Genomic DNA, 21,982 nt, shown 5'->3' on the forward strand with positions numbered 1-21,982 from the left:
TCACCGCTCCGCAAGCCGCAAGATGCGGACAATCTGCTGGTTGTGACGATCGCCCAGGCGCAGCTCCGCCGCCTTGAAGAGCCGGTCAACGATGATGGTGCGGCCCTTGACGCGATAGTTGACGAGGTCGCCGGGACGGCCACGGCCATCGCCGACGAAGAGCGGCGGCAGCTGGTCCTGCGCGACGCTGGCGGGGAACTCGATGACCGTCTGGCGACCATCGTCGAACACCCGGCTCGGTCGCCACGCTGGATGCGCGCCCTCTATCCGATAGCCGAAATTCAGATCTTCGGCGGCGGTGGGCCTCTGAAGGGCGACCTCGGCCGCCTTGGCGCGGGCGGACTCCTGCGCCGCACGCGCATCATCCTGCGGATAGCGCCAGGCGACGGAGACCATGGCCGTCGCGACCGTCGCCGAGAGGTCGAGATGGTAGGTCCGGCGATTGGTGTTGATCACCAGATTGGTGCTGAGGCCCTGGCGCGTGGGCTTGACCAGGATGTGGACGCGACGATCAGGCCCGGCCCCGCTCTCGGTGTCGCCGATCACCCAGCGGGTGGTGTCGCCTGCGGCCACCGGCCCGGTCGCCACCAGGGTCTCTCCCGATTGGAGCACGATGTCGGTGATCCTCCCGGGGGCCGCATAGACCTGATAAACCCCGCCCTCGGCGAAGGCATAGACCTGTTCAGCCTGGCTGAACCGCGCGAGGCTCGGTTGCATCCGCGCCACGGCGTTGGCCCGGGCCACCTGCGTCATCGGATCCGGGCTCGGCGGCACGGTTCGCGGGCGCTCTGGCGGATTCGGCACTGGCGTCGATGCAAACACGGTTGGCCGATAGACAACCGGAGCCGGCGGCGGGCCTTCAGGCGCCACCGCAACCGGAGCGAGCGCCGCCGGCGGCGGTGGTGCGGGATGGGAGGCGCATCCGCTGACACAGGTCGCGGCAAACAGAAGCAACTTGGACGCCGTGCGCATCAGCCCAACTCCTTCGACCAGCTGATGGCATGGACGAAGACGCCCAGCGGGTTCTTGCGAAGGCCGTCCGCGGTTCTCGGCGGCTGCAGGACAATGGTCAGGATCGCCGTCCATCGCTCGGTCGAGGTCAAGGCGCCCTCGTCGTAGCGACGCTCCAGCCAGGCCACCCGGAAGCTCGTGGGCGAGGCGCGAATGACGCTGGAGACGTCCACGGCGACCTGGACGTGGCCGACCTGGGCGAACGGGTCATTGACGCGGGCATAGTCGTTCAGAGCCGCAGCGCCACGCTCGGTCGTGAAGTCGTAGGCCTGAAGCCAGTCCTGCCGCACGACGATCGGGTCCGCCGAGATGGACCTGACGTTCTCGATGAAGCGGGCCAGGTGCCAGGCGATCTGCGCGTCGGTGGGCCGATAGCCGGCCGTGGCCGGCGCGATCGCCTGGGCCTGGCCGAGCCGATCGACCTCCACCACCCAGGGCGTCACGGTTCCGTGGGCGCTTTGCCAGACTACGACCGCCGCGAGGCTGGAGGACAGGGCGAAGCCGGCAAAGGCCATCAGACGCCAGTTTCGCGCCTGCACCCGCGCCGAGCCGATACGCTCGTCCCAGGCCTGGCCGGCGCGCTGATAGGGTGTCTCTAGGATGGGCGTCTCGCCGTAGCGCACGCTCGAACGACTGAAGGCATTCATGACCTATCCTCGCTGAGGGAGACGGCGGCCGATCCGCCGGAATGATCGCCCGAGCGCAGGGCGTGCGCGGCGACGGACGCGCCGTGCGCCGCCTGCTGCCGCCGCTGGTATTGCCGCGCCCAGGCCGGCGGACCACTGGCGCCGCCCCCGGACGGAGCACCGCCGCCAGGTCCATTCGGCTTCGGGCCAAGCCCCCCGTCGCCGGACCCCGTCGGGCCCGGTCGACCGCCGCGCATGGCGCCGACCACGCTTTTCAGGCCGCCGACACCCGCGCCGACCAAGGCGCGCCCACCCATGGCGGCGGCCATGCCGATCCCGCCAACCGTGAGCGCCGTCCCCACCGCAGCGCCGGCGCCAAGCTGCGGCGCGCCAGAGACCAGACCGCCGGCGATGGCGGGGCCGAATATCCCCAGCCCAAGCAGGCAGAGCGCCGCCAGCGCCAGGGCCAGGACATCCTCGAGCGTCGGCGCCTGGCGGCCAAAGGTCTGCACGAATTGTCCGAAGAGGGTCGAGCCAATGCCGACGATCACCGCCAGCACCAGGACCTTCACGCCCGAGGCCATGACGTTGCCCAGCACGCGCTCGGCGAGGAAGGCGGTGCGTCCGAACAGGCCGAACGGCACCAGCACGAAGCCGGCCAAGGTGGTGAGCTTGAACTCGATCAGCGTGACGAACAGTTGCACGGCCAGCACGAAGAAGGCGATGACCACGATGATCCAGGCGATCATCAACACTATGATTTGAGCGAAGTTGTCGAAGAAGGCGGGAAACCCGCACATCTGCATGGCCGCTTCCAAGATCGGCTTGCCGGCGTCGATGCCCGCCTGACCGAGCTTGCCGGGATGCAGGAAATCGCTGGCGGACATCGAGCCGCCGGAAGCCTTCAGGCCGAGGCCTGAGAAGGACTCGAAGACCACACGGGCGAGGCCGTTGAAGTTGGAGAGAAGGAAGGCGAAGAAGCCCACATAGAAGGTCTTCTTGATCAGGCGGGCCAGGATGTCGTCGCCGGGCGACCAGGCCCAGAACAGGGCCGCCAGGGTGACATCGATGGCCACCAATGTGGAGGCCAGGAACGCGACCTCGCCGCCCAGCAAGCCAAACCCGCTATCGATATAGCGTGTGAAGATCTCAAGAAAACCGTCGACGACCCCGGTGTTCATGGCGCGCGTCCCGGCGTTTTGCCGAGGAAACGGGCGCGGGTTTCAGCCTGGAGGTCCTGGCATGCGGCGTCGTCATAGACTTTGAGCCCGAGCCGCCTGCAGCGTTCTTGCTCGTTGCTGAGATCAAGCTGGGAATGAACAGCCGGCGTCGTAGAAGCGGTTGAGCTCCGACTGCACCCGCACATCGAAACCGCGGCGACCGCGACTACAGCCATCACGAGACACGAGGAACGGCTCAATGGAACATCTCCACCGGCTGGGCCTGATAGCCTTGGCTGCGGTCCATGAACCGCCGGAACTGCTCCTGGGCCTGGTCGCGGCTCGCCGCGCGGTCGGCCAGATCCAGCGCGCTGGCGCGCCCTTGGGCGGCCAGCAGTGCGGTCAGGTCTGACAGTTGCTGGGATTGCAGCGCGAGCAGTTGGTTGCCGGCCTGAGCTGTGGCGACAGCCCCGGTGGCGCCCTGGCTCGCGGTCAGCAGGGCTTGGGTTTCCGAGCGACCGCCGGACATGTTGCCGACCACCGTCGCCTGCACGTTGAGGGCGTCGCGGAACGCCGCGGCGGAATTCATCCAGCGCTGCTTCGCCGAAAGGATCAGCGCCGCGTCGCTCGCTCCCGACTTCAGGGCATAGTCCGCCTTGAACGCCTGATCGATCGCCTGGACGTCGTAGGCGATCCGCTGAGCTTGCTGCATCAAGCCACTGATCCGGGTAAGGTTTCCCTGGATCGTGGCCAGCGCCGAATAGGGCAGTTGCGCCAGGTTCCGGGCCTGATTGACGAGGCTGAGCGTCTGGTTCTGCAGGCCTCGGATCTGATTGTTGATCTGCTCCAGCGACCGAGCCGCTTGCATCACGTTGGACGCATAGTTGGTCGGATCGAACACGACCCGCTGGGCGTCGGCCGGGGAGCCCACCAGCAGGGCCAGGACCGCCACGCTCGCGGCAAGGCGACGCAAACCGATCTGTCTCATGACACAGTCTCCAGAGATTTTGAAATGGACGGACGCACCAGGTCGGCGGCCCATGGCAGGCCGCGATGGGTCAGCCACGCGGCGGCGAAATCCGAGGCGCCGTCACGCTCGAGAATGGCTGCGATGGCGATCTGGTCGGCCTTGGCCGAGGCGGCGCAGAAGGCCAGCCCAACCTCGCCAAGGCCAAGTTCGAACAGGCGATTGCCCCGCCGCGATTGGCAGTAATAGTCGCGCTTGGGGATTGCCCGGCTGAGGATCTCGACCTGCCGCGCGTTCAGCCCGAAGCGGGCATAGGCCGCGGCGATCTGCGGTTCCTGGGCCCGGTCGTTGGGCAGGAATATCCGCGTCGGGCAGCTCTCGATGATCGAGGCCGCAATCTTGCTGGTCTCGATGTCCGCCAGGGACTGGGTGGCGAACACCACCGAGGCGTTCTTCTTCCTCAGGGTCTTCAGCCACTCGCGCAACTGCGCCCCAAAGGTCGGGTCGTCCAGCGCCAGCCAGCCCTCATCGACAATGACCAAGGTCGGTCGGCCGTCGAGCCGCGAGGCCACACGGTGAAAGAGATAGGCGAGCACCGCCGGCGCGGAGGCCGAGCCCACCAGGCCCTCGGTCTCGAAGGCCTGCACCGATCCAACGCCCAGCTGTTCCTGCTCGGCGTCGAGCAGGCGGCCCCAGGGACCTGCCACCGTATAGGGCTGCAGCGCCCGTTTCAGAGCGTTGGATTGCAGGAGGACCGAAAGCCCGGTCAGCGTCCTTTCGGCGACCGGCGCGGTCGCCAGGGAGCCGAGGGCGTTCCAGAGGTGCTCCTTGACCTCCGGCGTGAGGTCAACACCCTCGCGCGCCAGGATGGCGCAGAGCCATTCGGCGGCCCAGGCCCGCTCGGCGGGATCGTCGATCCGCGCCAAGGGCTGTAGCGCGACCGCGAGGTTGGCGTCGTCCCCGAGCGCGCCGCCGAGATCGTGGAAATCCCCGCCCATGGCCAAGGTCGCGGCCCGGATCGAACCGCCGTAGTCGAAGGCGAACACCTGAGCCCCGGCATAGCGGCGGAACTGCAGCGCCATCAGCGCCAGCAGCACGCTCTTCCCCGCCCCCGTCGGGCCGACGACCATGGTGTGGCCCACATCGCCGACATGGAGGGAGAACCGGAAAGGCGTCGACCCTTCGGTCTTTGCCAACAGCAAGGGAGGCCCGCCCAGATGCGCGTTGCGATCCGGACCCGCCCAGACCGCCGACAGCGGCGCCATGTGGGCCAGGTTGAGGGTGGAGATCGGCGGCTGCCGGACATTGGCATAGGCATGGCCCGGAAGACTTCCAAGCCAGGCGTCGACGGCGTTCACCGTCTCGACCATGCAGGTGAAGTCGCGGCCCTGGATGGTCTTCTCGACGAGCCGGAGCTTGGCCTCCGCCGTCGCCGGATCCTCGTCCCAGACACAGACCGTGGCGGTGACATAGGCGTGCCCGATCAGGTCCGCGCCCAGCTCCTGAAGCGCCTCGTCGGCGTCGAGCGCCTTGTTCTGCGCGTCGGAATCCAACAGGGCCGAGGCCTCGTTGGTCAGCACCTCTTTCAGGATCGCCATGATCGACTTGCGCTTGGCGAACCATTGCCGCCGGATCCGGTCAGCACCTTGGCCGCGTCGACCTTGTCCAGGCAGATGGCCCGCGTCGACCAGCGATAGGGAAAGGCCAACCGGTTCAATTCGTCCAACAGGCCAGGCCAGGTGGAGGACGGGAAGCCACTGACCGTGAGCACCCGCAGATGCGCACGGCCTAGCCGTGGCTCCAGGCCGCCGACCAAGGGCTGGTCGGCCAGCAGGACATCGAGATGCATCGGAGTTTCGGGGACGCAGACGCGATGCCGGGCCGTGGAGACCGTCGAATGCAAGTAGGTCAGGGTCTCGACATCGGTCAGCCACACGGCCTCGGGAACGAAGCCCTCCAGCAAGGCAAGTAGCCGCTCGGTCCGATCGATGAAACCGCGCAGGACTTCGCGCCAATCAACGCCTGCGGCCTGACGTCCCTCATAGAGCCACGCCTGGGCGCGGCCGGTCCGCTCCGAGGGCGGCAGGTAGGTGAAGGTGAAGAAGTAGCGGCTCTCGAAATGAGCCCCCTCCTCCTCGAACAACGCCCGACGCTCCTCGTCCACCAGCGCAGACACGGCATCCGGAAAGGCGCTGGTCGGATAGGCTTCGGCGGCATTGCGCTGGGCCTCCACGAACACGGCCCACCCAGACCCCAGACGGCGCAGGACATTGTTGAGGCGCGCGGCGGCGGCGACCAGCTCCGACCCTGTGGCCGAATCCAGGTCGGGGCCCCGGAAACTCGCCGTCCGTTGGAAGGAGCCGTCCTTGTTGAGGATCACGCCGTCCGCGACCAGGGCGGCCCAGGGCAGGAAATCGGCGAGCTGGGCGCCGCGTCGGCGATATTCCCGGAGATCGAACATGGCGCTCAGACCCCCAGATGGCTGGGCGTGCGGACATGGCGGCGCGCCACGTCCACGAAATGGGGATCATGTTTGGCGGCCCAGACGGCGAGTGCGTGACCGATCAGCCAGACCGCCACGCCAACGATCCAGAGCCGCAGGCCCAAGCCGAGCGCCGCGGCCACCGTGCCATTGACGATGGCCAGCGCCCGCGGCGCGCCGGCCAGCAAGACCGGTTCGGTCAGCGCCCGGTGGACCGGGGCCTCGAAGCCAGGAATGTCGGGCGAGGCGTCCATCAGATCAGCGCCCCGCCGCCGAACGAGAAGAACGACAGGAAGAAGCTCGAGGCCGCGAAGGCGATCGACAGGCCGAAGACGATCTGGATCAGCCGGCGGAACCCGCCCGAGGTGTCGCCAAACGCCAGAGTCAGGCCGGTGACCACGATGATGATCACCGCGATGATCTTGGCGACCGGCCCCTCGACGGAATCGAGGATCTTCTGGAGCGGCGCCTCCCAGGGCATGGACGAGCCGGCGGCCCAGGCTGGCGCGGCGGCCAGGCTGGCCGCAAGCCACGCGGAAATTAAAGCTGTGCTTCGGGACAACTGACGGGTCATTGGACGTCCTCCTCAGGTCGCAGGTTGTGGATCAGGTACTCACCGTTGGCGGCCAGTCCGGTGATGTCGGTGAGTTCGGTGAGGCGGCGATCAGCGCCGCGCCCGCTGAGCACGGCCACCACGTCGATGGTCTCGGCGATCAGGGCGCGGGGGACCACAGCCACCGCCTCCTGGATCAGTTGTTCGAGCCGGCGCAGCGCGCCCAGCGATGAGCCGGCGTGGATGGTGGCGATGCCCCCAGGGTGCCCGGTGCCCCAGGCCTTCAGGAGATCGAGCGCCTCACCCCCACGCACTTCGCCTATGGGTATGCGATCGGGCCGCAACCGCAGCGCAGAGCGGACCAGGTCGGCGAGGGTCGAGACGCCATCCTTGGTGCGCAACGCCACCAGATTGGGCGCGGCGCATTGCAGTTCGCGGGTATCTTCGATCAGAACCACGCGGTCAGACGACTTGGCGACCTCCGCCAGCAGGGCGTTGGCCAAGGTCGTCTTGCCCGTGGACGTGCCGCCGGCGACCAGGATGTTTCGGCGGCTGAACACCGCGTGGGCAAGGCCTGCCGCCTGATCGTTCGTCATGATCCCGGCGGCGGCATAGTCCTGAAGGGTAAACACCGCGACCGCCGCCTTGCGGATCGCGAATGTGGGCGCAGCGACCACCGGCGGCAGCAGGCCTTCGAACCGCTCGCCGCTGTCAGGAAGTTCAGCGGAAACGCGCGGGGAGCCCGCGTGGACCTCGGCGCCGACATGATGTGCGACCAGCCGAACGATCCGCTCGCCCTCCGCCGCCGCCATGACCTGGCCGGTGTTCCGCAGGCCTGAGGTCAATTGATCAAGCCAGAGGCGGCCGTCAGGATTGAGCATCACCTCGACCACGGTGGGGTCGTCGAGCCAGCCGGCGATGTCGGGACCCAGCGCGGTCCGCAGCATGCGCGAACTGCGGACCAGGACCTCGTTTCGAACCGGCGAACTACCCACCTGCACCTCCCGTCGCCACCAGATCGGCGGCCAACGGTTGGCTAGTGAGTTCGCATATCTGCGGAGATCAATGGTAGTTTCGGCGTAGTAGCCCTGCAGCGTGCGATCACCTGAAACTGCGCGGCGCCCTCAAACTTCCCCTAGAGCGAACGCGAGTCACCAATCGCCATGGATAAAGTGCCTATGACGGTTCAGGGCTATCTCGCCCTGGACGAGGACTTGAAGCGGCTCAAGACGATCGAGCGCCCCGCCGTAACCGTCGCGATCGGGAAGGCGCGCCTCCACGGTGACCTGAAGGAGAACGCCGAGTACCATGCCGCAAAGGATCGGCAGGGGTGGATCGAAGGACAGATTGTCCAGATCGGCGACATGATCGCGCGCGCCCAGGTCATCGACGTCACGAAGTTGTCCGGAACCCAGATCAAGTTCGGGGCCACCGTCTCCGTGATCGACCAAGATACTGAGGAGCAGGCCCGCTACCAGATCGTCGGCGAGCATGAGGCAGACGTGAAGAAGGGCCGCATTTCGATCACCTCCCCCATCGCCCGCGCGATGATCGGCAAGGGGAGCGGCGACGTCGTCGAGGTGAGAACTCCCGGCGGCTTGAAAGCATACGAGATCACGAAGGTAGAGTGGGTATGATTCACTAAGGCGGCCCCCTGACGTAGATGACTCACCAGAGATCGAACCAATTAGTCTCTTCGGCGCTAGGGACAGGCATTGATCGCGGGCGTGGGGCTACCGTTCATCTGAAACGTCGTCCACCACTTCCCGTGTAAAACTCGCCCCCTTGGAAAGTCTCCGGCCCAACGCCGCGACAAACCCCTCGTAGCGCTCGCGCCCCTTGGCCTGGGCGGAGGCTTGCTGGGCGTCCGGCAGGGGCGGTGTCGCCGTCAGCCAGAACCGGATGAACAGCGCCAGCATCTCGATCGCGATCCCCAGATTGCGTTCGACGCGTTCCATGACCCGCGTGTGCTGGTCGAGCCGGCGGGCAAGCGCCGCCTCATGCCGCTCCGCCGTGTCCGGCGTGAGGAAAGAGGTGATCGCCGTCTCGGCCACCAGGGATTTTGACTTGCCCCGCTGGACGGCGAAGGCCTCCAGCAACCGCAGGGTCTCCGGGTCGAGATAGACCGACAGCCGCGACTTCATCATGGTCAGAGCTCCACGCCATCGTCGGGGTCAAGGGAGGCTTGGCGGGCGACGCGCCGGAACCGCCGCTGGACCTCCCGAAGCTCGTCCTGTTCCTCGCCCGCGCCATCGTCGTCCCCCAGGAATTGGAACTCCGCGACGGGCAGCGGCGTCGGTTCGATGACGTCCTCCAACATCGGCTCCGGTTCGCGCCGCAGTCCCCCCTCGCCTGACACGTCCTGCGCCCTCGCCGATGGTGGAGACTCCGTCGCGGTTAGGGGTGGAAGGCCAGACCAGTCATCCGGCGGACTCTGGACCGGCGTCATGGCGGCGATCACACCGACCCGGCGCTGTAGCTGCGGGTCCTCGAAATAGCGGACCTTCTGGGCGCGGATCGGCGGGGAGCCCGCCACCAGGATCAACTCGTCATTGGGTGGCAGCTGCATCACCTCGCCCGGGGTCAGCAAGGGCCTCGCGGTCTCCTGCCGTGACACCATCAGGTGGCCCAGCCACGGCGATAGCCGATGGCCGGCATAGTTCTTCATGGCTCTCAGTTCGGTGGCGGTGCCGAGCGCATCGGACACCCGTTTGGCGGTGCGCTCGTCATTGGTCGCGAAACAGACCCGCACATGGCAGTTGTCGAGGATGGCGTTGTTCGGCCCATAGGCCTTCTCGATCTGGTTCAGGGACTGGGCGATCAGCACGGCCTTGAGGCCATAGCCGGCCATGAAGGCCAGCGCGCTTTCGAAGAAATCCAGCCGCCCCAGGGCCGGGAACTCGTCCAGCATCAGCAGCACCCGGTGCCGCTTGGCCCTGGCGTCCAGATCCTCGGTCAGCCGCCGGCCGACCTGGTTGAGGATCAACCGCACCAGGGGCTTGGTGCGGCTGATGTCCGAGGGCGGCACCACCAGATAGAGACTGGCGGGTCGCGCCGCGTCGACCAGGTCGGCGATCCGCCAGTCGCAGCGACGGGTGACGCGGGCCACCACGGGATCCCGGTAGAGGCCCAGGAAGGACATGGCGGTGGAGAGCACCCCGGAACGCTCGTTGTCGCTCTTGTTGAGCAGCTCCCGCGCCGCCGAGGCCACCACGGGGTGCGGCCGGTCGCCCAGGTGGGGCGTGGTCAGCATGGCCCGAAGCGTCGTCTCGATCGGCCGCTTCGGGTCGGACAGGAACTCCGCGACCCCGGCCAGGGTCTTGTCGGCCCCGGCATAGAGCACGTGGAGGATCGCGCCGACCAACAGGCTGTGACTGGTCTTCTCCCAGTGCGAGCGTCGCTCCAGGGCGCCTTCCGGATCGACCAGGATGTCGGCGACATTCTGAACGTCACGCACCTCGCGGTCCCCGCGCCGGACCTCCAGCAGGGGATTGTAGGCGCAGCTCTGCGGATTGGTCGGGTCGAACAGCAGGACCCGACCGACGCGCGCGCGGCAGGCCGAGGTCAGGCTCCAGTTCTCGCCCTTGATGTCGTGGACGATCACCGAACCTGGCCAGGTCAGCAGTGACGGGACCACCAGGCCGACCCCCTTGCCGCTGCGGGTCGGCGCGAAGCACAGCACATGCTCGGGACCATCATGGCGCAGATAGCCCCCGGCCGACCGGCCCAGCATGACCCCGGCGCCGGTCAACAGGCCGGCGGCGCGGATCTCCTTAGGCCGCGCCCAGCGCGCCGAGCCGTAGGTGGTGACCGAATGGGATTCCCGAGCCCGCCAGATCGACAACGTCAGGGAGCCCAGGATGGCGACGGCGGCGCCGGCGACGGCGATCCCAGCGCCCTCCAGGAAGACCCTGGGCGCATAGGCGTCGAAGGCGAACCACCACCAGAAGAAAGCCGGTGGCGGATAGACCGGCCAGCCGCCCAGGACGACCCAGGGGCGCCCGAGCTCTGGCTGGAAGGCCAGCCGCCAGGCTGTCCATTCCGTCGCGGCCCAGACCGCAGCCGCGACCAGGGCGAACACCAGGGCCAGCTGCGCCCACATCACCTTCGTGCCGTTCATGGGAGCCTCCTCACAGGCCAAGTCCGCGTTTCAGGGTAAAGGTCCAGGCGATGCCGCCGCCCGGTTGGGCGAGCCCCCGCACCTCCTGGCCGAGGTGGCGTTCGAGGTCGGGGCGCCACGGGACCAGGGCGAAGCCCAGACCGTTGTCGATCATCGCGAACCGCCCGGAGGCCAGGTTGAGCCGCTGGCGGTAGACCCCGGCGATTTCGCCCTCGGAGCCGAACGGCTGGTGCGCCAAACCGGTCTGGGCCGACAGCCGTTGCGCCGTGGCCTCCAACTCCCGATCCCGCAGGGTGTCGAGCAGATCGCGGGCGAAGATGAGCCGTGCCCCGGCGCGGCGCGCCAGGCCCCGGTCGACCAGGACCTCCGCCCGCGCCGCCAGGGCCTCACGCACCTCCTGCGCGAAGCCACCCTGTCCCAAGGGCGCGGGGTTTCGCCCGACCAGTTGCCGGTCCAGCCAGGTCGCGCCCTCAGCCGAGATCTGCTGGGACAGGGTCAGGTCCGATCGAACCGCCAACACCACGTGATCTCGGCCGCCGCCCCAGGTCAGGGTCTGCACCTCGACCAGGGCGCCCACCGGCGCGTCGGAGGTGTCCGCCAGGTCCTTGACTCGCAGGTGGTGGGTCAGGCCGTCGGTCCCGGCCAGAACCGCGAAGCCGCTCCCCTTCAGCTCGTCGTCGAGACCCCGCGCCATCAGCTGGCCCAAGGACCGCGGTGGTGGGTCCTCCAGGGCCAGGCGAGCGGGATCGACCGTCAGCCCCTGGGCCGTCATCGCGCGGTGCATCCGCGCGATGACGGCCTCCCGCTGACCCAGGGCGCGCAGGGTGGGTTCAGCCTCGGACGCCAGGGTCCAGCGCCCCGGCGCCGTCTCCCGCGCCAGGCCCAGGCCCTCAAGCTTCTTCAGCCGTGCGACCTTGGCGGGCTGGGTCCAGTCCGGTCGGCCCAACCGCGGGGGGCGCACATCGATCAGACCCTCGGCCTCGCCGACCGAGCGGGCCAGACTGCGGTCCAGGGCCGTCCAGCGGTCGGCGCCGATCTGCTGGTCGAGACGCCTAACCAGTTCGGCGTCGCTGCGCAGGCCCAGCTCAAGGGTCACCAGCTGGCCGGCCCGCGCCCGCAGGCCCTCGGCGATGTAGTCGCGGGAGATCACCAGGTCGCGGCCATCCTCCCCCTGCCCCCGGACCAGGATGTGGATGTGCGGGTGGCCGGTGTTCCAATGGTCCACAGCCACCCAGTCCAACCGCGTGCCCAGGTCCGCCTCGGCCTGGGCCATCAAGTCGCGCGTATAGGCCTTGAGGTCGGCCAGCTGCTCGCCGTCGTCCGGCGAGACGATGAACCGGAAATGGTGGCGGTCGTCCGCGCAGCGTTCGGCGAAGGCCTTGGGGTCCGCCTCGCCGGCGGCGTCGAACATCTCGCCCCGCGCGCCGTCCTGGGTCACGCCCTCGCGCTGCAGATAGTTGAGATGGACGCCCAGCGGGGCGCCACGTCCGCCGTGCCGCACCACCCTGGCCTTGACCACGGCGGACCGGGATCGGACGCCTAGCCCGCGTTGCGCGGACAGACTGGCGACGCGGCCCCGGCCAAAGGTCCCGCCGCCCCGCGACCGCGCGCCGGTGGCCAGTCCGCCGGCCCGCTGCGCAGCGGCGAGGGCCTCGCCGACGAAGGTGCGCGGCCCCGCCGTCCCCTTCGATCTAAGGCGGCCCGGCCGCAGTTGGAACTCGTTCTCGGTCATCGGCCGCCACCCCGGCGTGAGGTGCGCTGATCGCTTGCCCAGCAAGGTTTCCCGGCGAACCGCAGCCTGCGTGTCGTGTAAATACCTCGTGCGACAGCCTTGGTATTGTTGCTGGTTCCGCCCCCAACCCCGGCGCGCACCTCGCGGCTTTTATCCTGCCATCGTCCCTTCCTTGAGACCCCTCCCCCTCCCAAGAGCGCCGAACCCGCGAAGACCTGCAATCGGGCCCTAAGGGGCCAACGGGGGCTCATCGCTGGTCCTCCGGGCGGCTCGAGGCGACGAAGAGCCCAGGAGCTGAGGACGAGCCGTCACCCTCCGCGACGGGTCCGGTTGGGGTAAGCGCCACGAACAGGCTCGGCCGCGGCGGACTGGAGGCGCGCGGAACACCCTCAAACGCCGCGGACCGGCCGAGGGCCGGCGCCAGGGCGGCGACATAGGCCTGGGTCTCGGATGGTAGGGGCCGCCGACCCCTCAGGAAGTCCTGATAGCGCGCGGGACCGGCATTGTAGGCGGCCAGCATTCCGGCCTGGCCATAGCGATCCAGCAGTTCGCGAAGATAGGCGGACCCGGCCAGGATGTTGTCGCGCGCTTGGAACGGATCGGCGCCCAACCCGTAGCGGACCCGCAGGCCCTCATAGGTCTGTGGCATCACCTGCATGAGGCCGAGCGCGCCTTTCGGAGAGACGGCGCGCACCTGGCCGGCGCTTTCCGCGCGCATCACCGCCGCGATCCAATGGGGCGGCAGGGCGAACCGCGAGGCCGCCTCCAGCACGATCTCCTGCAGGTCGTCGGCCGCCGGAACGGACTGGGCACGGCCAGGTCCGGCCAAGCCCAGCACCAGGGTGACGATCCCGATAGATACCCAGCGTGGCGGCGGGCTTGCGGCCCTCAAGGGCAAGGCGCGCCGGCCTGACGGCCGCCCTTGACAGCCGCCGCGCACGCCGCCCGTGGGGACTTTGGTCGGGACGAAGGCGCGGCCGTCAGCTGTTCGATCGAACAAAGGTGCTGCGGGACGAGAGCTATCAGACGCCATCCCAGGCCCCGTGCAGAAGCCATAGCGGCGACAGCACCCCGACCACGCTTCCGCGCGGCAGGGGTCCGAGATAGCGGCTATCCAGGGACCCTGGCGCGCCGTTCAGGAGGAACACATCCTGGGGACCCAGGCGCCGACAACCACGCCACACCGGCAGGGCGCGGCCCCATCGATCCGCGGGCCGGGCATCTGCGGCGAGCACACGGTCGATCGTCACCCGCGCGCCGTCGCGGCAGACCAACGACGGCGGAAGCGCGGCGACTTGCTTCACCAACAGCACGCCGGATGGCGCATAGTCCCGCGCGTCCAACCAGGCGGCCAGGGCCGGTGGAGGTCGAACGGCGACCATCTGGCCGAGCTGAAGGGCGTCGGTGTGATGCAATCCATAGAGCCCTTCCGGCGCGCTGGCCGTGGCGTTCCAGACCAGACGCGGCGTCGAGGGCGCGGCGATGCCGGCCCCGGCCAACAGCACGGCGACCGCGGCGATCGTGGGCCAGGTGCGGTTCAACATCCGCCCAGCTCGCGGCGCAGGCGCCAGGCGCGATGCCGCGCCAGGCTGTAGGGCCGGGGCGTCGCGCGCGCCGCCAGCCGGTTGTGGACGTGACGCCAATAGTCCGGCGCGATCTCAACCGGATCGAGACCAAGGGCCTCCACTGCATCGACGCAATGCAAGGCGGCCTGGACCGTGGGCCAGGTCCCCAGCCGCAACAGACTGAGGCCGCCCGGCGTCACGCCGGGAACCGTCGTGACGGCAGCGCCCAGGGCGACAGCTTGCAGAATGTCGATCCGCGACTGGACCGTGCCGGCCTCATTGGCGGCCCAACGGACAAAGGCGAAGACGGCGTGGGGCGCGAAGGCCACCCGCCGGCGGCGGCGGTCGAGGATCACCTCGCCCGCCGCCGAGCCGAAGCGGATCCAGCGCTCGATCCGGCCTTCGATCCACACCAGCTCGACCCAGGTTCGCGGGTCCGGCGCATCGGCGGTGACAGCGTCGGCGCCGCCGGAGCGCACGGCGGACGGGCTCATCGGCCCGGCCAGGGGCGATCTTCCGGACGCCGCCTGGCCGGATAGACCGTGCCGACCCCCGGGTCATCGGTGGCGATCCGGGTGCCACGGTTGGCCCAGCCCTGCAGGTCGTCCAGCGCGTAGACCACGCGGCCGCCGATCTTCTTGTAGGTCGGTCCGGTGCCGTAGGTGCGGTGCTTCTCCAGGGTTCGACCGGACAGGCCGAGGAAACGGGCGGCTTCGGGGGTGCGCAGGTAGCGCGGCGGCAAGGCGGCGGTGGTGTCGGGCATGATCGGCCTCCACAAGGGCTCCAGGGCGCCGCGACGGTTGGCGGCGGAACTTGGGACAGCCTGGCGGAGACAAATCGCGGGGTGGGAGGGCGAAGGTCGGGCGCCGGATTTTGCACCCCATTGGACCAAGGAAGACGCGGCCTCACCCAGATGGGCGAGGCCGCAGGACGCTCAGGCCGGCGGCAAGTCGGGCTGCAGGCCGTGCAGATAGTCGCAGGCTCGCTGCGCGCGGGCGGCGGCGCTGAAGATCAGCCCATGGTCATTGGCCAGCACCTCCAGCCAGTGGGCCAGATAGGCGCTGTGATCCTCACGGACGGTGAGCTCGAGACCCAAGTCGGCGCAGAGGAAGGCCGCGCCCAGTTCGGCGACGAGCTCCTCGCGGGCATAGGCCGGATCGCCCCACCGCTGCCGACCGAAGTCACGGTCGAGTCGGCTGGGGTGACGCGTCCAGTGGGTGCATTCATGCGCCAGGGTCGCGTAGTAGCTCTGCGGATCCACGAAGGCCTCGAAGGCCGGGACCTGCACCCGGTCCTCGCCGATCATGTAATAGGCCTGATTGCCGCCATGCCGGATCTCCGCCCCAGTGGCGGCGAAGAAGGCCTCGGCCTGATCGATCCTCTGACCCGGGTCGAGCCGCGGCGGCTCGGTCGCCTGCAGGACGGCCGGCAGGCCGTCGATCTGCTCGATGTTGAACACCGTATAGGCCTTCAGATAGGGGATCTCGCGCTCGGTCTCCGCGCCGTCGTCGCCGGTCTCGGTGCGGGTCAAGCGATTGGCGTAGACCACCGTGACGCCGTGTTCGCCCTTGCGGACGCAGCCGCCGAGTTCCAGGGCCTGGCGAAAGGTCATCCAGATCGGAGCGGTGTAACCCTGGCTGGAGGCCTGGGCCCAGAGCAGCAGGATGTTGATGCCGCGATAGGGCTCGAGGTTGTGGCGCAGGGGCCGGGTGATGCGGCCGGCCAGGTGTTCGGCCGACCAGGGTTTGACCCAGGGGCGGACGCCCCGTTGCAGGTCTTCGAGGATTTGGGTGGTGACGCGGCTGTAGAGGTCCGGGCGTGCGGGTGCGGATCCGCGGGACATGGCGGTCTCCTTTGAGATGCGGGGAAGAGGGACGCGCCGCCGCGGAGGCGGCGCGTCTGGGGGCTCAGTCGGCGTTGCGGGCGCGGGACCAGATCAGGCTGTAGCCGTCGTCCGCGTCGACCAAGGAGGCGTAGATCGGACCCGTGAAGCTGGGGTCGTCCAGCTTGACCGAGAGGTAGTCGCGGTTGTCGCGGGAGAGCTTCTTCCAGGCGGCGCCGAACTCGGTGGGGCCGGCGAAGATCCGGAAGTCGGGGGCCTTGTCGTTGTCCTTGTCCGCGGGGCGGAACAGGGCGGCCTTGACGTTGAGGGTGAGGGTCTTGATGGCGCCGGCGTAGGAGCCGTCTTCGCTCTTATGGAAGGTTCCGATGGTGGCCATGTGTAAGTCTCCTGTCGTCTTCGGGCCGCGCCCATCGCGGCCTCGATGGCGATCGGACAGGGCGGGCCGGCGGCGCCCCGGCAGGCCACTTGGCCCCGCAGCGCACGCGAAGGACGGCGCGGCGCGGTTGTCTTGCCTCGCGAGGAATGAGCGCCCGCGCTCAGGGGAAGACAGCCGCGCCGCGCCGTTGCCGGGGCGCCGACGGTCCGTCCAGATCAGGCCATGAGAGGCGCGAAGGACGCAGCCAGTCACGCCAGGAGACGCTTGGCCACGCCGCTGCCGCCGAGCGATGATGATCTGCCCGCGCCCTCAAGACCCGACCTCACAAGCGCCCCGGACTCTGCCCCCCCGGACACGACGCCCCACGCGCCCCAGCCAGGTCTCGCCAACCGCCCGGCGGCGCCCCTGCTCCTAGGTCGCCGTCCTCGGCCGCGTTCTCAAGAGGTCGCGATAGGCCCCCGAGCACAGGTGGTCCGCCAGCCGCAACAGCCGCGTCGTGGCGTCCCGGCGGCTCGAACTCTTCCAAGGCTCCCGCGCCACCGACGCCGCGCCGAACAGGCCGACGGCGATCTCGCGATGGCACAGTCCTGCCTCACGCCCATCAAAGGCCTGGACCGCCTGGCGCAGCCGCCGCAGCTGCTGCGGCGTCACATCGGGCCCCGGCGGTTGGCCGCGAAGCGCGCGATGCAGCAGGGTCAGGGTGCGCAGGCGAACCTCGAAATCGCGGGTCAAGGGCGCCGTCACCGCCAACGGCTGGCGCAGGTCCCGCGCGGCCACACGCACCTGTAGGCCGAAGGGCGCACGCAGATAGGTGGTCGCCCCGTCGCAACGGCGCGGCCAGGGGACGGCGGCCAGGTCGACTGCGCCCGGCGCGTCACCCGGCGCGGGCCCGAGGTCCACCACCACGGCCGGCGCGATATCGCCGCGCCAGAGCACGCCCGCCGCCTCGGCGGCAAGAGCAGGATCGGCCGGAGCTTCCAGACCCCATACGCGGTTGGCGGCGCGCCAGGTCGTCAGCGGGTCGGGACAGGCGATCGCGTGGGCATAGGCTTGCCGATAGCCGGGATCGCGCCGCAGGAACGCCCAGGCCAGCTCGGCGCGGAACCGCAAGCCGCTCCCCGCCTCGACGTCGGGATCGATAGCCCTAGAACGATGATCCTGCGCAAAGCCGGGCATCCGACCAGTCCAGCCGTCGAGTCCGCCGTGCGCCATCGCAACCACGCGGGTTCATCCCGATCCCGCAAACCTCCGTGGTCGGCCGCACGAAACCCGCGCATTAACCCGCAAGGATTTGCCGAAAGCCGCCTCCCGTTTGCGCGTCGCCGCAACGACTTGGCCGGGCCCCCCGTGCAAACAACTGGAAATACAACCTAAACGGCATAGATTGGAAACCGCGAGGCAGAGTGTGTGAGGAGTCCAGGGTGAGTGCGCTCGGACAGGGTTCGCCAGCAGCCCAGGACCGCCCGAACGCCGACCCCAGGGGCCAGGCCGAGCGGCTGTCTCACGTCCTGCGCGCCATTCGGAACGTGCGACGCTTGCGCGTCGTCGATGTGGCCGAGGCCATGGGCATGGCGCCCCGTTCCTACGAGCACTTCGAAGCCGGACGGGGCCGTCTGGATTTCCTGCGTCTGGAGAGGTTCGCCGAGGCCACCGGGAGCGACCCTGGGCCATCGTCCTGGAGGTGATGTTGAAGCGGCCTGGCCTCGCCCTGGCCGCCATGGACAACAAGCTGGCGGTGATCAGTCTGCTGGCCCTGGACGATTTCCATGACGATCTAGGGGAGGATATCGCCCTGGTGGAGCCGCAGGTGCTGGTGGGCGGTTTCCGCCAACTGTTCCAAGATTTCGCCGATCACGTGCGCAAGCGCGACCTCACCGTCGAGCGCTGGCTGGACGACCGGTCGCGCAAGGTCGGCCTCCCCTTCAGCCTGATCAAGCGGGCGCGCCGGCGCCCCTGACGGAACGTCGGGCGCACGAACGCCCCCGTGGGATCAACCCACGGGGGCGCCCGGCTGGAGCCGAAGGCTATTCCGCCGCGACCGCGACGGCCCCGCTCTCGTCCGCCAACGGCGGGGCGCTGCGGGTGCGCAGCAGTTCGGGCAGCCAACCCGTCCCGGCCAGCAAACCCTGCGCGGCCTCAACCATGTCCGGCTTCTTGAGGTCGGCGATGCGGCTGGCCGCCTCGGCGGACACCGCCTCGGTGACAGCCTCGCCGATCCGCGCCTTGGTCACGCGGCCCAGATAGCTGTCAGCCGTGACCGTCCAGTAGCCGGTCATATCGAGGCCCACCGCCTGGGCCAAGACCTCCGCATGCGCCCAGGCGCCAGGGCGGCGATCCCACGGCACGTGGACGGCGTTGACCGTCAGGGCCGCGCAGTGGGCGATCAGGTCGAGCAGGCCGCCGCCATCCAGCGTCATGACCGCCCCCCAGACCTCATCGGCCTCACGCGGCAGACGGCTCGCCCAGGCCGCATGCCGCTCGGCGATCTGGCGTCCCGCCAGGGTGTCGGCGAGGTCCGGGGCGTGGCCGTCCAGGCCGATGCAGGCCGGTTTCAGTTCCAGGCAGGTCGGCTGGTCATAGGTCGGATAGAAGGTCCGCAGGGCCAGGGCGTGGGCGACGGCCACCAGCGCCAGATTGGCGTCCTGAGCCAGGGCGTCGCGCAACGCAGCGGTGCGCCGCGCCGTCAGGTCGAGCACCAGCCGCTCGGACAGGGCTGCGCCCGCCGTCTCGACCTCGTCCTCCGGTTCAACCGCCGCCGGGGCCTGATCCGACGCCGGATTGCCCTCCTCGTCCTGCGGCGCTTCGACGACAGGCGCCTCGTCCTGGGGCCGGATGAAGCCGCGCTCGATGCGGACTTGGCCGTCATGGGCCAGGACCACGAAGGCGCCGCCGCGCGCGATATCGTCGGGGTCGTAGGCATGGCCGTCCCCGAAGGCCTCCAACTCGGCCTCCAGCTCGGCGAACCGCGCCGCGATCTCGGGCGGCAGGTCTTCCACGGCGCTCCATTGGGTGACTAGGGCGTCGTAGTCTTCGGACACCGCCTCGATCTTCTTCACCTCGGCCTGGGTCCGCTCCACGGGATGCGGATAGACCCGCCGGAAGCCATGGCCGTGCGGGAAGTCGAGATAGGCCTCGGCCCAGCGCCAGCCCTCCCTGGCCCGCAGATCATCGGCGAGGTGGCCCAGCTTGTCCGCCGTCAACCGGTCCAGCAGAGCCGCATCCTCCAGCCAGCCGCCCCCGTCCTCGGTGAACAGGTCGCGCAAGATCGTGCCGCCCGCCTCACCATAGGCCTCCAGGCCGACGAAGGAGGCGCGGCGATCCTCCGCCGGGACCTTGCTCTCGGTCATGGCCCGGCGGATCGCGTGCGGGGCGCGGTTGTAGCTCAGTATCTCGAACACCTGATCCTGGCGCCCATGATCCTCGCTGACCGCGAAGGCCATCAGCTGGTCCAGGGTCAGGCCGTCCTCGCGATAGACCGCCATCAGCTTGGGCGAGATGGCGCCCAGGCGCAGGCGCTGGCGCACCACATGGGCCGACACCCCGAACCGGGCGCCGATCTCCTCGGCCCCCCAGCCCCGGCGCTCGGCCAGATCGCGGAACGCCTCGAACTGATCGGCGGGGTGCATGTCCGTGCGGCTGACATTCTCGTCCAGGCTGATCTCGGCCGGGTCGTTCACCACATCGACCACGCAGCGGACCAGATGGGTCTTCTTGATGCGCTTGCGGCTGGCCAGCAGCCGCAGGGCTTGGCGGCGGCCCTCGCCGATGGTCACGAGCCAGTTGCCGGTGGGGTCGCCGCCCTCCCCCAGCTCGGGCTCGATCACCAGGGGCTGCAACACCCCCTTGGCCGCGATACTGGCGGCGCGGGATTCGATGGAGGCCGCCGTGTGCGGGACCTTGCGGACATTCCTCGGCGAGGCCTTGAGGCGGTTGAGCGGGACCTCGATCACCGCGCCGTTGACGATGGCGACCGCCGCCGGGGCGGCGGTTTCGATGGGACTGTGAGCGTTCATGATGGCCTCCTATGGGGCTTGGGGTGCAGGCGCGAAGCGCGCGCCTGCGGCCCTGCCCGTCGGCGAGACCGGGTGTGCAAGCGGAGCGGGCGCCTTCGCGGGGACCCGGCTGCAGGGCTGAGAAGCCCGGCCCCGGTGTCCGTCCTGCGAGGGCCCGAAGCGGGGCGGAAGGCGCTCCGAAGCGCGCCGAGGGCGGAGCCCTAAGTCTCGAAGCGGCGGCCCGATCTCCGGGCGCCGCGCCCCCAAAATGAAGGCTGCAAGGAGCCTGCGCGCAGCGCTGGGCGGAACGCGACGGCGAGCGGCCGGCGGCGCCCAAAGGCGCCCGCTTGGGACGGACCCGTAGGAGCCGCGGCACGCGGCGGGACCGAGACCGTCCGACGGCCGCTCTCAACATCCGGGGGCGTCGCGGGGTCCTCCCCGCGCGAAGGGGTCGGACGAGACCCGGGCTCGACCGCAGGGGAAGGCCTTCCCCCAAGCACGAATCTTCAGCAACCGCAAGAATATTTCTTGCAGTCAAGCTCGTTTTGATTTAAACTATACTTACTCGGAAATCCTTCCGACAACAACCCCTCGTGCGCCCACCGGATTCACAAGAGGAAACGAGACCATGTCATAGTATAAGGAACCGAACATGACCCTACTCCACCCGCTCGCCGCAAACCTGAACGCGGTCGTTATCACCCTCGCCTGCGCATCGATCTTCTTCGGTGCGGCCTACAGCATCACCCACGCCGACCATGCCAGCGGCGCCTTCCACCTTGCCCACGGGCAGCTGGACATGCGCTTCGAGACCCAGGCGTCACCCCACGGCCCCCCGCCCCGCGTGATCCTGCCTCACAAGGCCAGAGGCCACCATCCGCAGCCCCAAGCCTGCCACCTCGGCCATAGGACCACGGCTCGACACCGCTGACGGGCGCCCCCTCTCCCGCGATGGCGCCGTCGTCCCCACCTAGGGCGATGGCCTTCAAGTCCGCCGACGACATCCTCCGGCCCGATCCTCGCTTCGAGAGCTTCTGCGTTCTCGAGGATGCGGTTCCGCGCCGGATGACCCTCGCCGATCATCACCGCATGATCGGCGAGGTGTCGCTGACCGGCGCGGCGCAGCTGGAGGTCCGCGACGCTTTCGACCGGGCGCGCAACACCCTGCTCTACGCCTTCTTCGACTATGACCTGATGGTGGTGGCGGGAAACCAGGCGTTCGGCGCCTTCGAGCTGGCGCTCAAGCACCGGCTCAACGGCCATGGCGGGCCGGCCAAGGGGACACTTCGCAACCTCGTCGAGCGCGCCCGCAAACAGCGGATCTTCCCGCCCCTGCCCCAACGCGACCCGAGCCTGGTGTGGCGGCCGCCCGTCGACCCGATCGAGGCGATGATCGAACTCCGCAACGACCTCGCCCACGGGACGTCCCAGGTCCATTCCCCGGGGATCGCCATGGACCTGCTGTCGGCCTGCGCCTGGGGTATCGACATGGTGTTCCCGCCCGCCTAGCTGAACCCGGGTTCAGGCCGGTCGACGCGCGTGACGATCCTCAGCA

General features: G+C 69.1%; 24 protein-coding genes and 1 pseudogene. 5 read left to right on the forward strand and 20 right to left on the reverse strand.

Translation table 11 applies throughout. From position 1 onward, the window contains the following. The 9 genes and pseudogenes from trbG to trbB all read right to left on the reverse strand — a co-directional run bounded on the left by trbG (position 1) and on the right by trbB (position 7,746). Positions 1–972 carry a P-type conjugative transfer protein TrbG gene (gene trbG, locus MQH10_RS11015; protein ID WP_242564107.1) on the reverse strand — a complete coding sequence of 324 codons (972 nt, stop codon included), beginning with the start codon at positions 970–972 and terminating at the stop codon, positions 1–3. After that, on the reverse strand, positions 972–1,658 hold the full coding sequence (gene trbF, locus MQH10_RS11020; protein WP_242564108.1) for a conjugal transfer protein TrbF: 687 nt from the start codon (positions 1,656–1,658) through the stop codon (positions 972–974). Before trbF ends, trbG begins: the two co-directional genes overlap by 1 nt. Continuing rightward, positions 1,655–2,818, reverse strand: coding sequence for a P-type conjugative transfer protein TrbL (gene trbL, locus MQH10_RS11025; RefSeq protein WP_242564109.1), 1,164 nt, complete (start codon positions 2,816–2,818; stop codon positions 1,655–1,657). Before trbL ends, trbF begins: the two co-directional genes overlap by 4 nt. Continuing rightward, positions 2,815–3,033 (reverse strand): putative entry exclusion protein TrbK-alt, encoded by a 219-nt coding sequence (gene trbK-alt, locus MQH10_RS27075; RefSeq protein ID WP_419720765.1) that lies wholly within the window; start codon positions 3,031–3,033, stop codon positions 2,815–2,817. Before trbK-alt ends, trbL begins: the two co-directional genes overlap by 4 nt. 20 nt (positions 3,034–3,053) lie before the next feature. Next, positions 3,054–3,785: a P-type conjugative transfer protein TrbJ gene (gene trbJ / locus MQH10_RS11030; protein ID WP_242564110.1), complete on the reverse strand. Its 732-nt coding sequence runs from the start codon at positions 3,783–3,785 to the stop codon at positions 3,054–3,056. Further along, a pseudogene (trbE, locus tag MQH10_RS11035) lies at positions 3,782–6,225 on the reverse strand (conjugal transfer protein TrbE). Before trbE ends, trbJ begins: the two are co-directional and overlap by 4 nt. 5 nt (positions 6,226–6,230) lie before the next feature. Continuing rightward, entirely contained in the window at positions 6,231–6,500 is a 270-nt protein-coding gene (locus MQH10_RS11040) for a VirB3 family type IV secretion system protein (RefSeq protein WP_242564111.1), read from the reverse strand. Next, positions 6,500–6,820, reverse strand: coding sequence for a TrbC/VirB2 family type IV secretion system protein (locus tag MQH10_RS11045; protein WP_242564112.1), 321 nt, complete (start codon positions 6,818–6,820; stop codon positions 6,500–6,502). Before MQH10_RS11045 ends, MQH10_RS11040 begins: the two co-directional genes overlap by 1 nt. Next, complete coding sequence (trbB, locus tag MQH10_RS11050) at positions 6,817–7,746, reverse strand: P-type conjugative transfer ATPase TrbB (protein ID WP_242564113.1); 930 nt, start codon at positions 7,744–7,746, stop codon at positions 6,817–6,819. The genes MQH10_RS11045 and trbB overlap by 4 nt, the downstream gene beginning before the upstream one ends. Positions 7,747–7,962: 216 nt before the next feature. On the opposite strand from trbB, the gene greA reads away from it, so the two are divergent. Beyond that, positions 7,963–8,436: a transcription elongation factor GreA gene (gene greA, locus MQH10_RS11055; RefSeq protein ID WP_242564114.1), complete on the forward strand. Its 474-nt coding sequence runs from the start codon at positions 7,963–7,965 to the stop codon at positions 8,434–8,436. A gap of 96 nt (positions 8,437–8,532) precedes the next feature. Here the strand turns inward: greA and MQH10_RS11060 are convergent, their stop codons facing one another. From MQH10_RS11060 to MQH10_RS11105, 10 genes are all read right to left on the reverse strand, one after another. After that, complete coding sequence (locus MQH10_RS11060) at positions 8,533–8,946, reverse strand: ribbon-helix-helix domain-containing protein (RefSeq protein WP_242564115.1); 414 nt, start codon at positions 8,944–8,946, stop codon at positions 8,533–8,535. Positions 8,947–8,948: 2 nt separating this feature from the next. Further along, complete coding sequence (locus MQH10_RS11065) at positions 8,949–10,919, reverse strand: conjugal transfer protein TraG (protein WP_242564116.1); 1,971 nt, start codon at positions 10,917–10,919, stop codon at positions 8,949–8,951. A 10-nt stretch (positions 10,920–10,929) separates the two neighbouring features. Further along, a complete protein-coding gene (locus MQH10_RS11070) occupies positions 10,930–12,651 on the reverse strand; it encodes a relaxase/mobilization nuclease domain-containing protein (RefSeq protein ID WP_242564117.1) in 1,722 nt (573 codons plus the stop codon). A 247-nt stretch (positions 12,652–12,898) separates the two neighbouring features. Beyond that, positions 12,899–13,489, reverse strand: a complete 591-nt coding sequence (locus MQH10_RS11075) for a lytic transglycosylase domain-containing protein (protein ID WP_242564118.1) — start codon at positions 13,487–13,489, stop codon at positions 12,899–12,901. Between the two features lie 184 nt (positions 13,490–13,673). After that, positions 13,674–14,195 (reverse strand): S26 family signal peptidase, encoded by a 522-nt coding sequence (locus MQH10_RS11080; RefSeq protein WP_242564119.1) that lies wholly within the window; start codon positions 14,193–14,195, stop codon positions 13,674–13,676. Beyond that, a complete protein-coding gene (locus tag MQH10_RS11085) occupies positions 14,189–14,710 on the reverse strand; it encodes a DUF2840 domain-containing protein (RefSeq protein ID WP_242564120.1) in 522 nt (173 codons plus the stop codon). The genes MQH10_RS11080 and MQH10_RS11085 overlap by 7 nt, the downstream gene beginning before the upstream one ends. Continuing rightward, positions 14,707–14,979 (reverse strand): helix-turn-helix transcriptional regulator, encoded by a 273-nt coding sequence (locus MQH10_RS11090; RefSeq protein WP_242564121.1) that lies wholly within the window; start codon positions 14,977–14,979, stop codon positions 14,707–14,709. The genes MQH10_RS11085 and MQH10_RS11090 overlap by 4 nt, the downstream gene beginning before the upstream one ends. Before the next feature lie 171 nt (positions 14,980–15,150). Further along, positions 15,151–16,059: an ArdC family protein gene (locus MQH10_RS11095; protein WP_242564122.1), complete on the reverse strand. Its 909-nt coding sequence runs from the start codon at positions 16,057–16,059 to the stop codon at positions 15,151–15,153. 64 nt (positions 16,060–16,123) lie between these two features. Continuing rightward, the gene (locus MQH10_RS11100) at positions 16,124–16,435 is read right to left on the reverse strand and encodes a DUF736 domain-containing protein (protein WP_242564123.1); all 312 of its coding nucleotides are present in this window, start codon (positions 16,433–16,435) and stop codon (positions 16,124–16,126) included. A 411-nt stretch (positions 16,436–16,846) separates the two neighbouring features. Further along, entirely contained in the window at positions 16,847–17,611 is a 765-nt protein-coding gene (locus MQH10_RS11105; protein WP_242564124.1) for a DUF2285 domain-containing protein, read from the reverse strand. A 245-nt stretch (positions 17,612–17,856) separates the two neighbouring features. On the opposite strand from MQH10_RS11105, the gene MQH10_RS11110 reads away from it, so the two are divergent. Together MQH10_RS11110 and MQH10_RS11115 are read left to right on the forward strand one after the other, a co-directional pair. Next, positions 17,857–18,120, forward strand: coding sequence for a helix-turn-helix domain-containing protein (locus tag MQH10_RS11110; protein ID WP_242564125.1), 264 nt, complete (start codon positions 17,857–17,859; stop codon positions 18,118–18,120). Continuing rightward, positions 18,120–18,392, forward strand: a complete 273-nt coding sequence (locus MQH10_RS11115; RefSeq protein ID WP_242564126.1) for a hypothetical protein — start codon at positions 18,120–18,122, stop codon at positions 18,390–18,392. The genes MQH10_RS11110 and MQH10_RS11115 overlap by 1 nt, the downstream gene beginning before the upstream one ends. Positions 18,393–18,459: 67 nt before the next feature. Here the strand turns inward: MQH10_RS11115 and MQH10_RS11120 are convergent, their stop codons facing one another. Then, positions 18,460–20,448 carry a ParB/RepB/Spo0J family partition protein gene (locus MQH10_RS11120; RefSeq protein ID WP_242564127.1) on the reverse strand — a complete coding sequence of 663 codons (1,989 nt, stop codon included), beginning with the start codon at positions 20,446–20,448 and terminating at the stop codon, positions 18,460–18,462. 631 nt (positions 20,449–21,079) lie between these two features. On the opposite strand from MQH10_RS11120, the gene MQH10_RS11125 reads away from it, so the two are divergent. Next, on the forward strand, positions 21,080–21,358 hold the full coding sequence (locus tag MQH10_RS11125; protein ID WP_242564128.1) for a hypothetical protein: 279 nt from the start codon (positions 21,080–21,082) through the stop codon (positions 21,356–21,358). Between the two features lie 47 nt (positions 21,359–21,405). Next, positions 21,406–21,936, forward strand: coding sequence for a hypothetical protein (locus MQH10_RS11130; protein WP_242564129.1), 531 nt, complete (start codon positions 21,406–21,408; stop codon positions 21,934–21,936). The last annotated feature ends 46 nt before the right edge of the window (positions 21,937–21,982 follow it).

The sequence above is a fragment of the Phenylobacterium aquaticum genome (assembly GCF_022695515.1).
Lineage (GTDB): Bacteria > Pseudomonadota > Alphaproteobacteria > Caulobacterales > Caulobacteraceae > Phenylobacterium > Phenylobacterium aquaticum.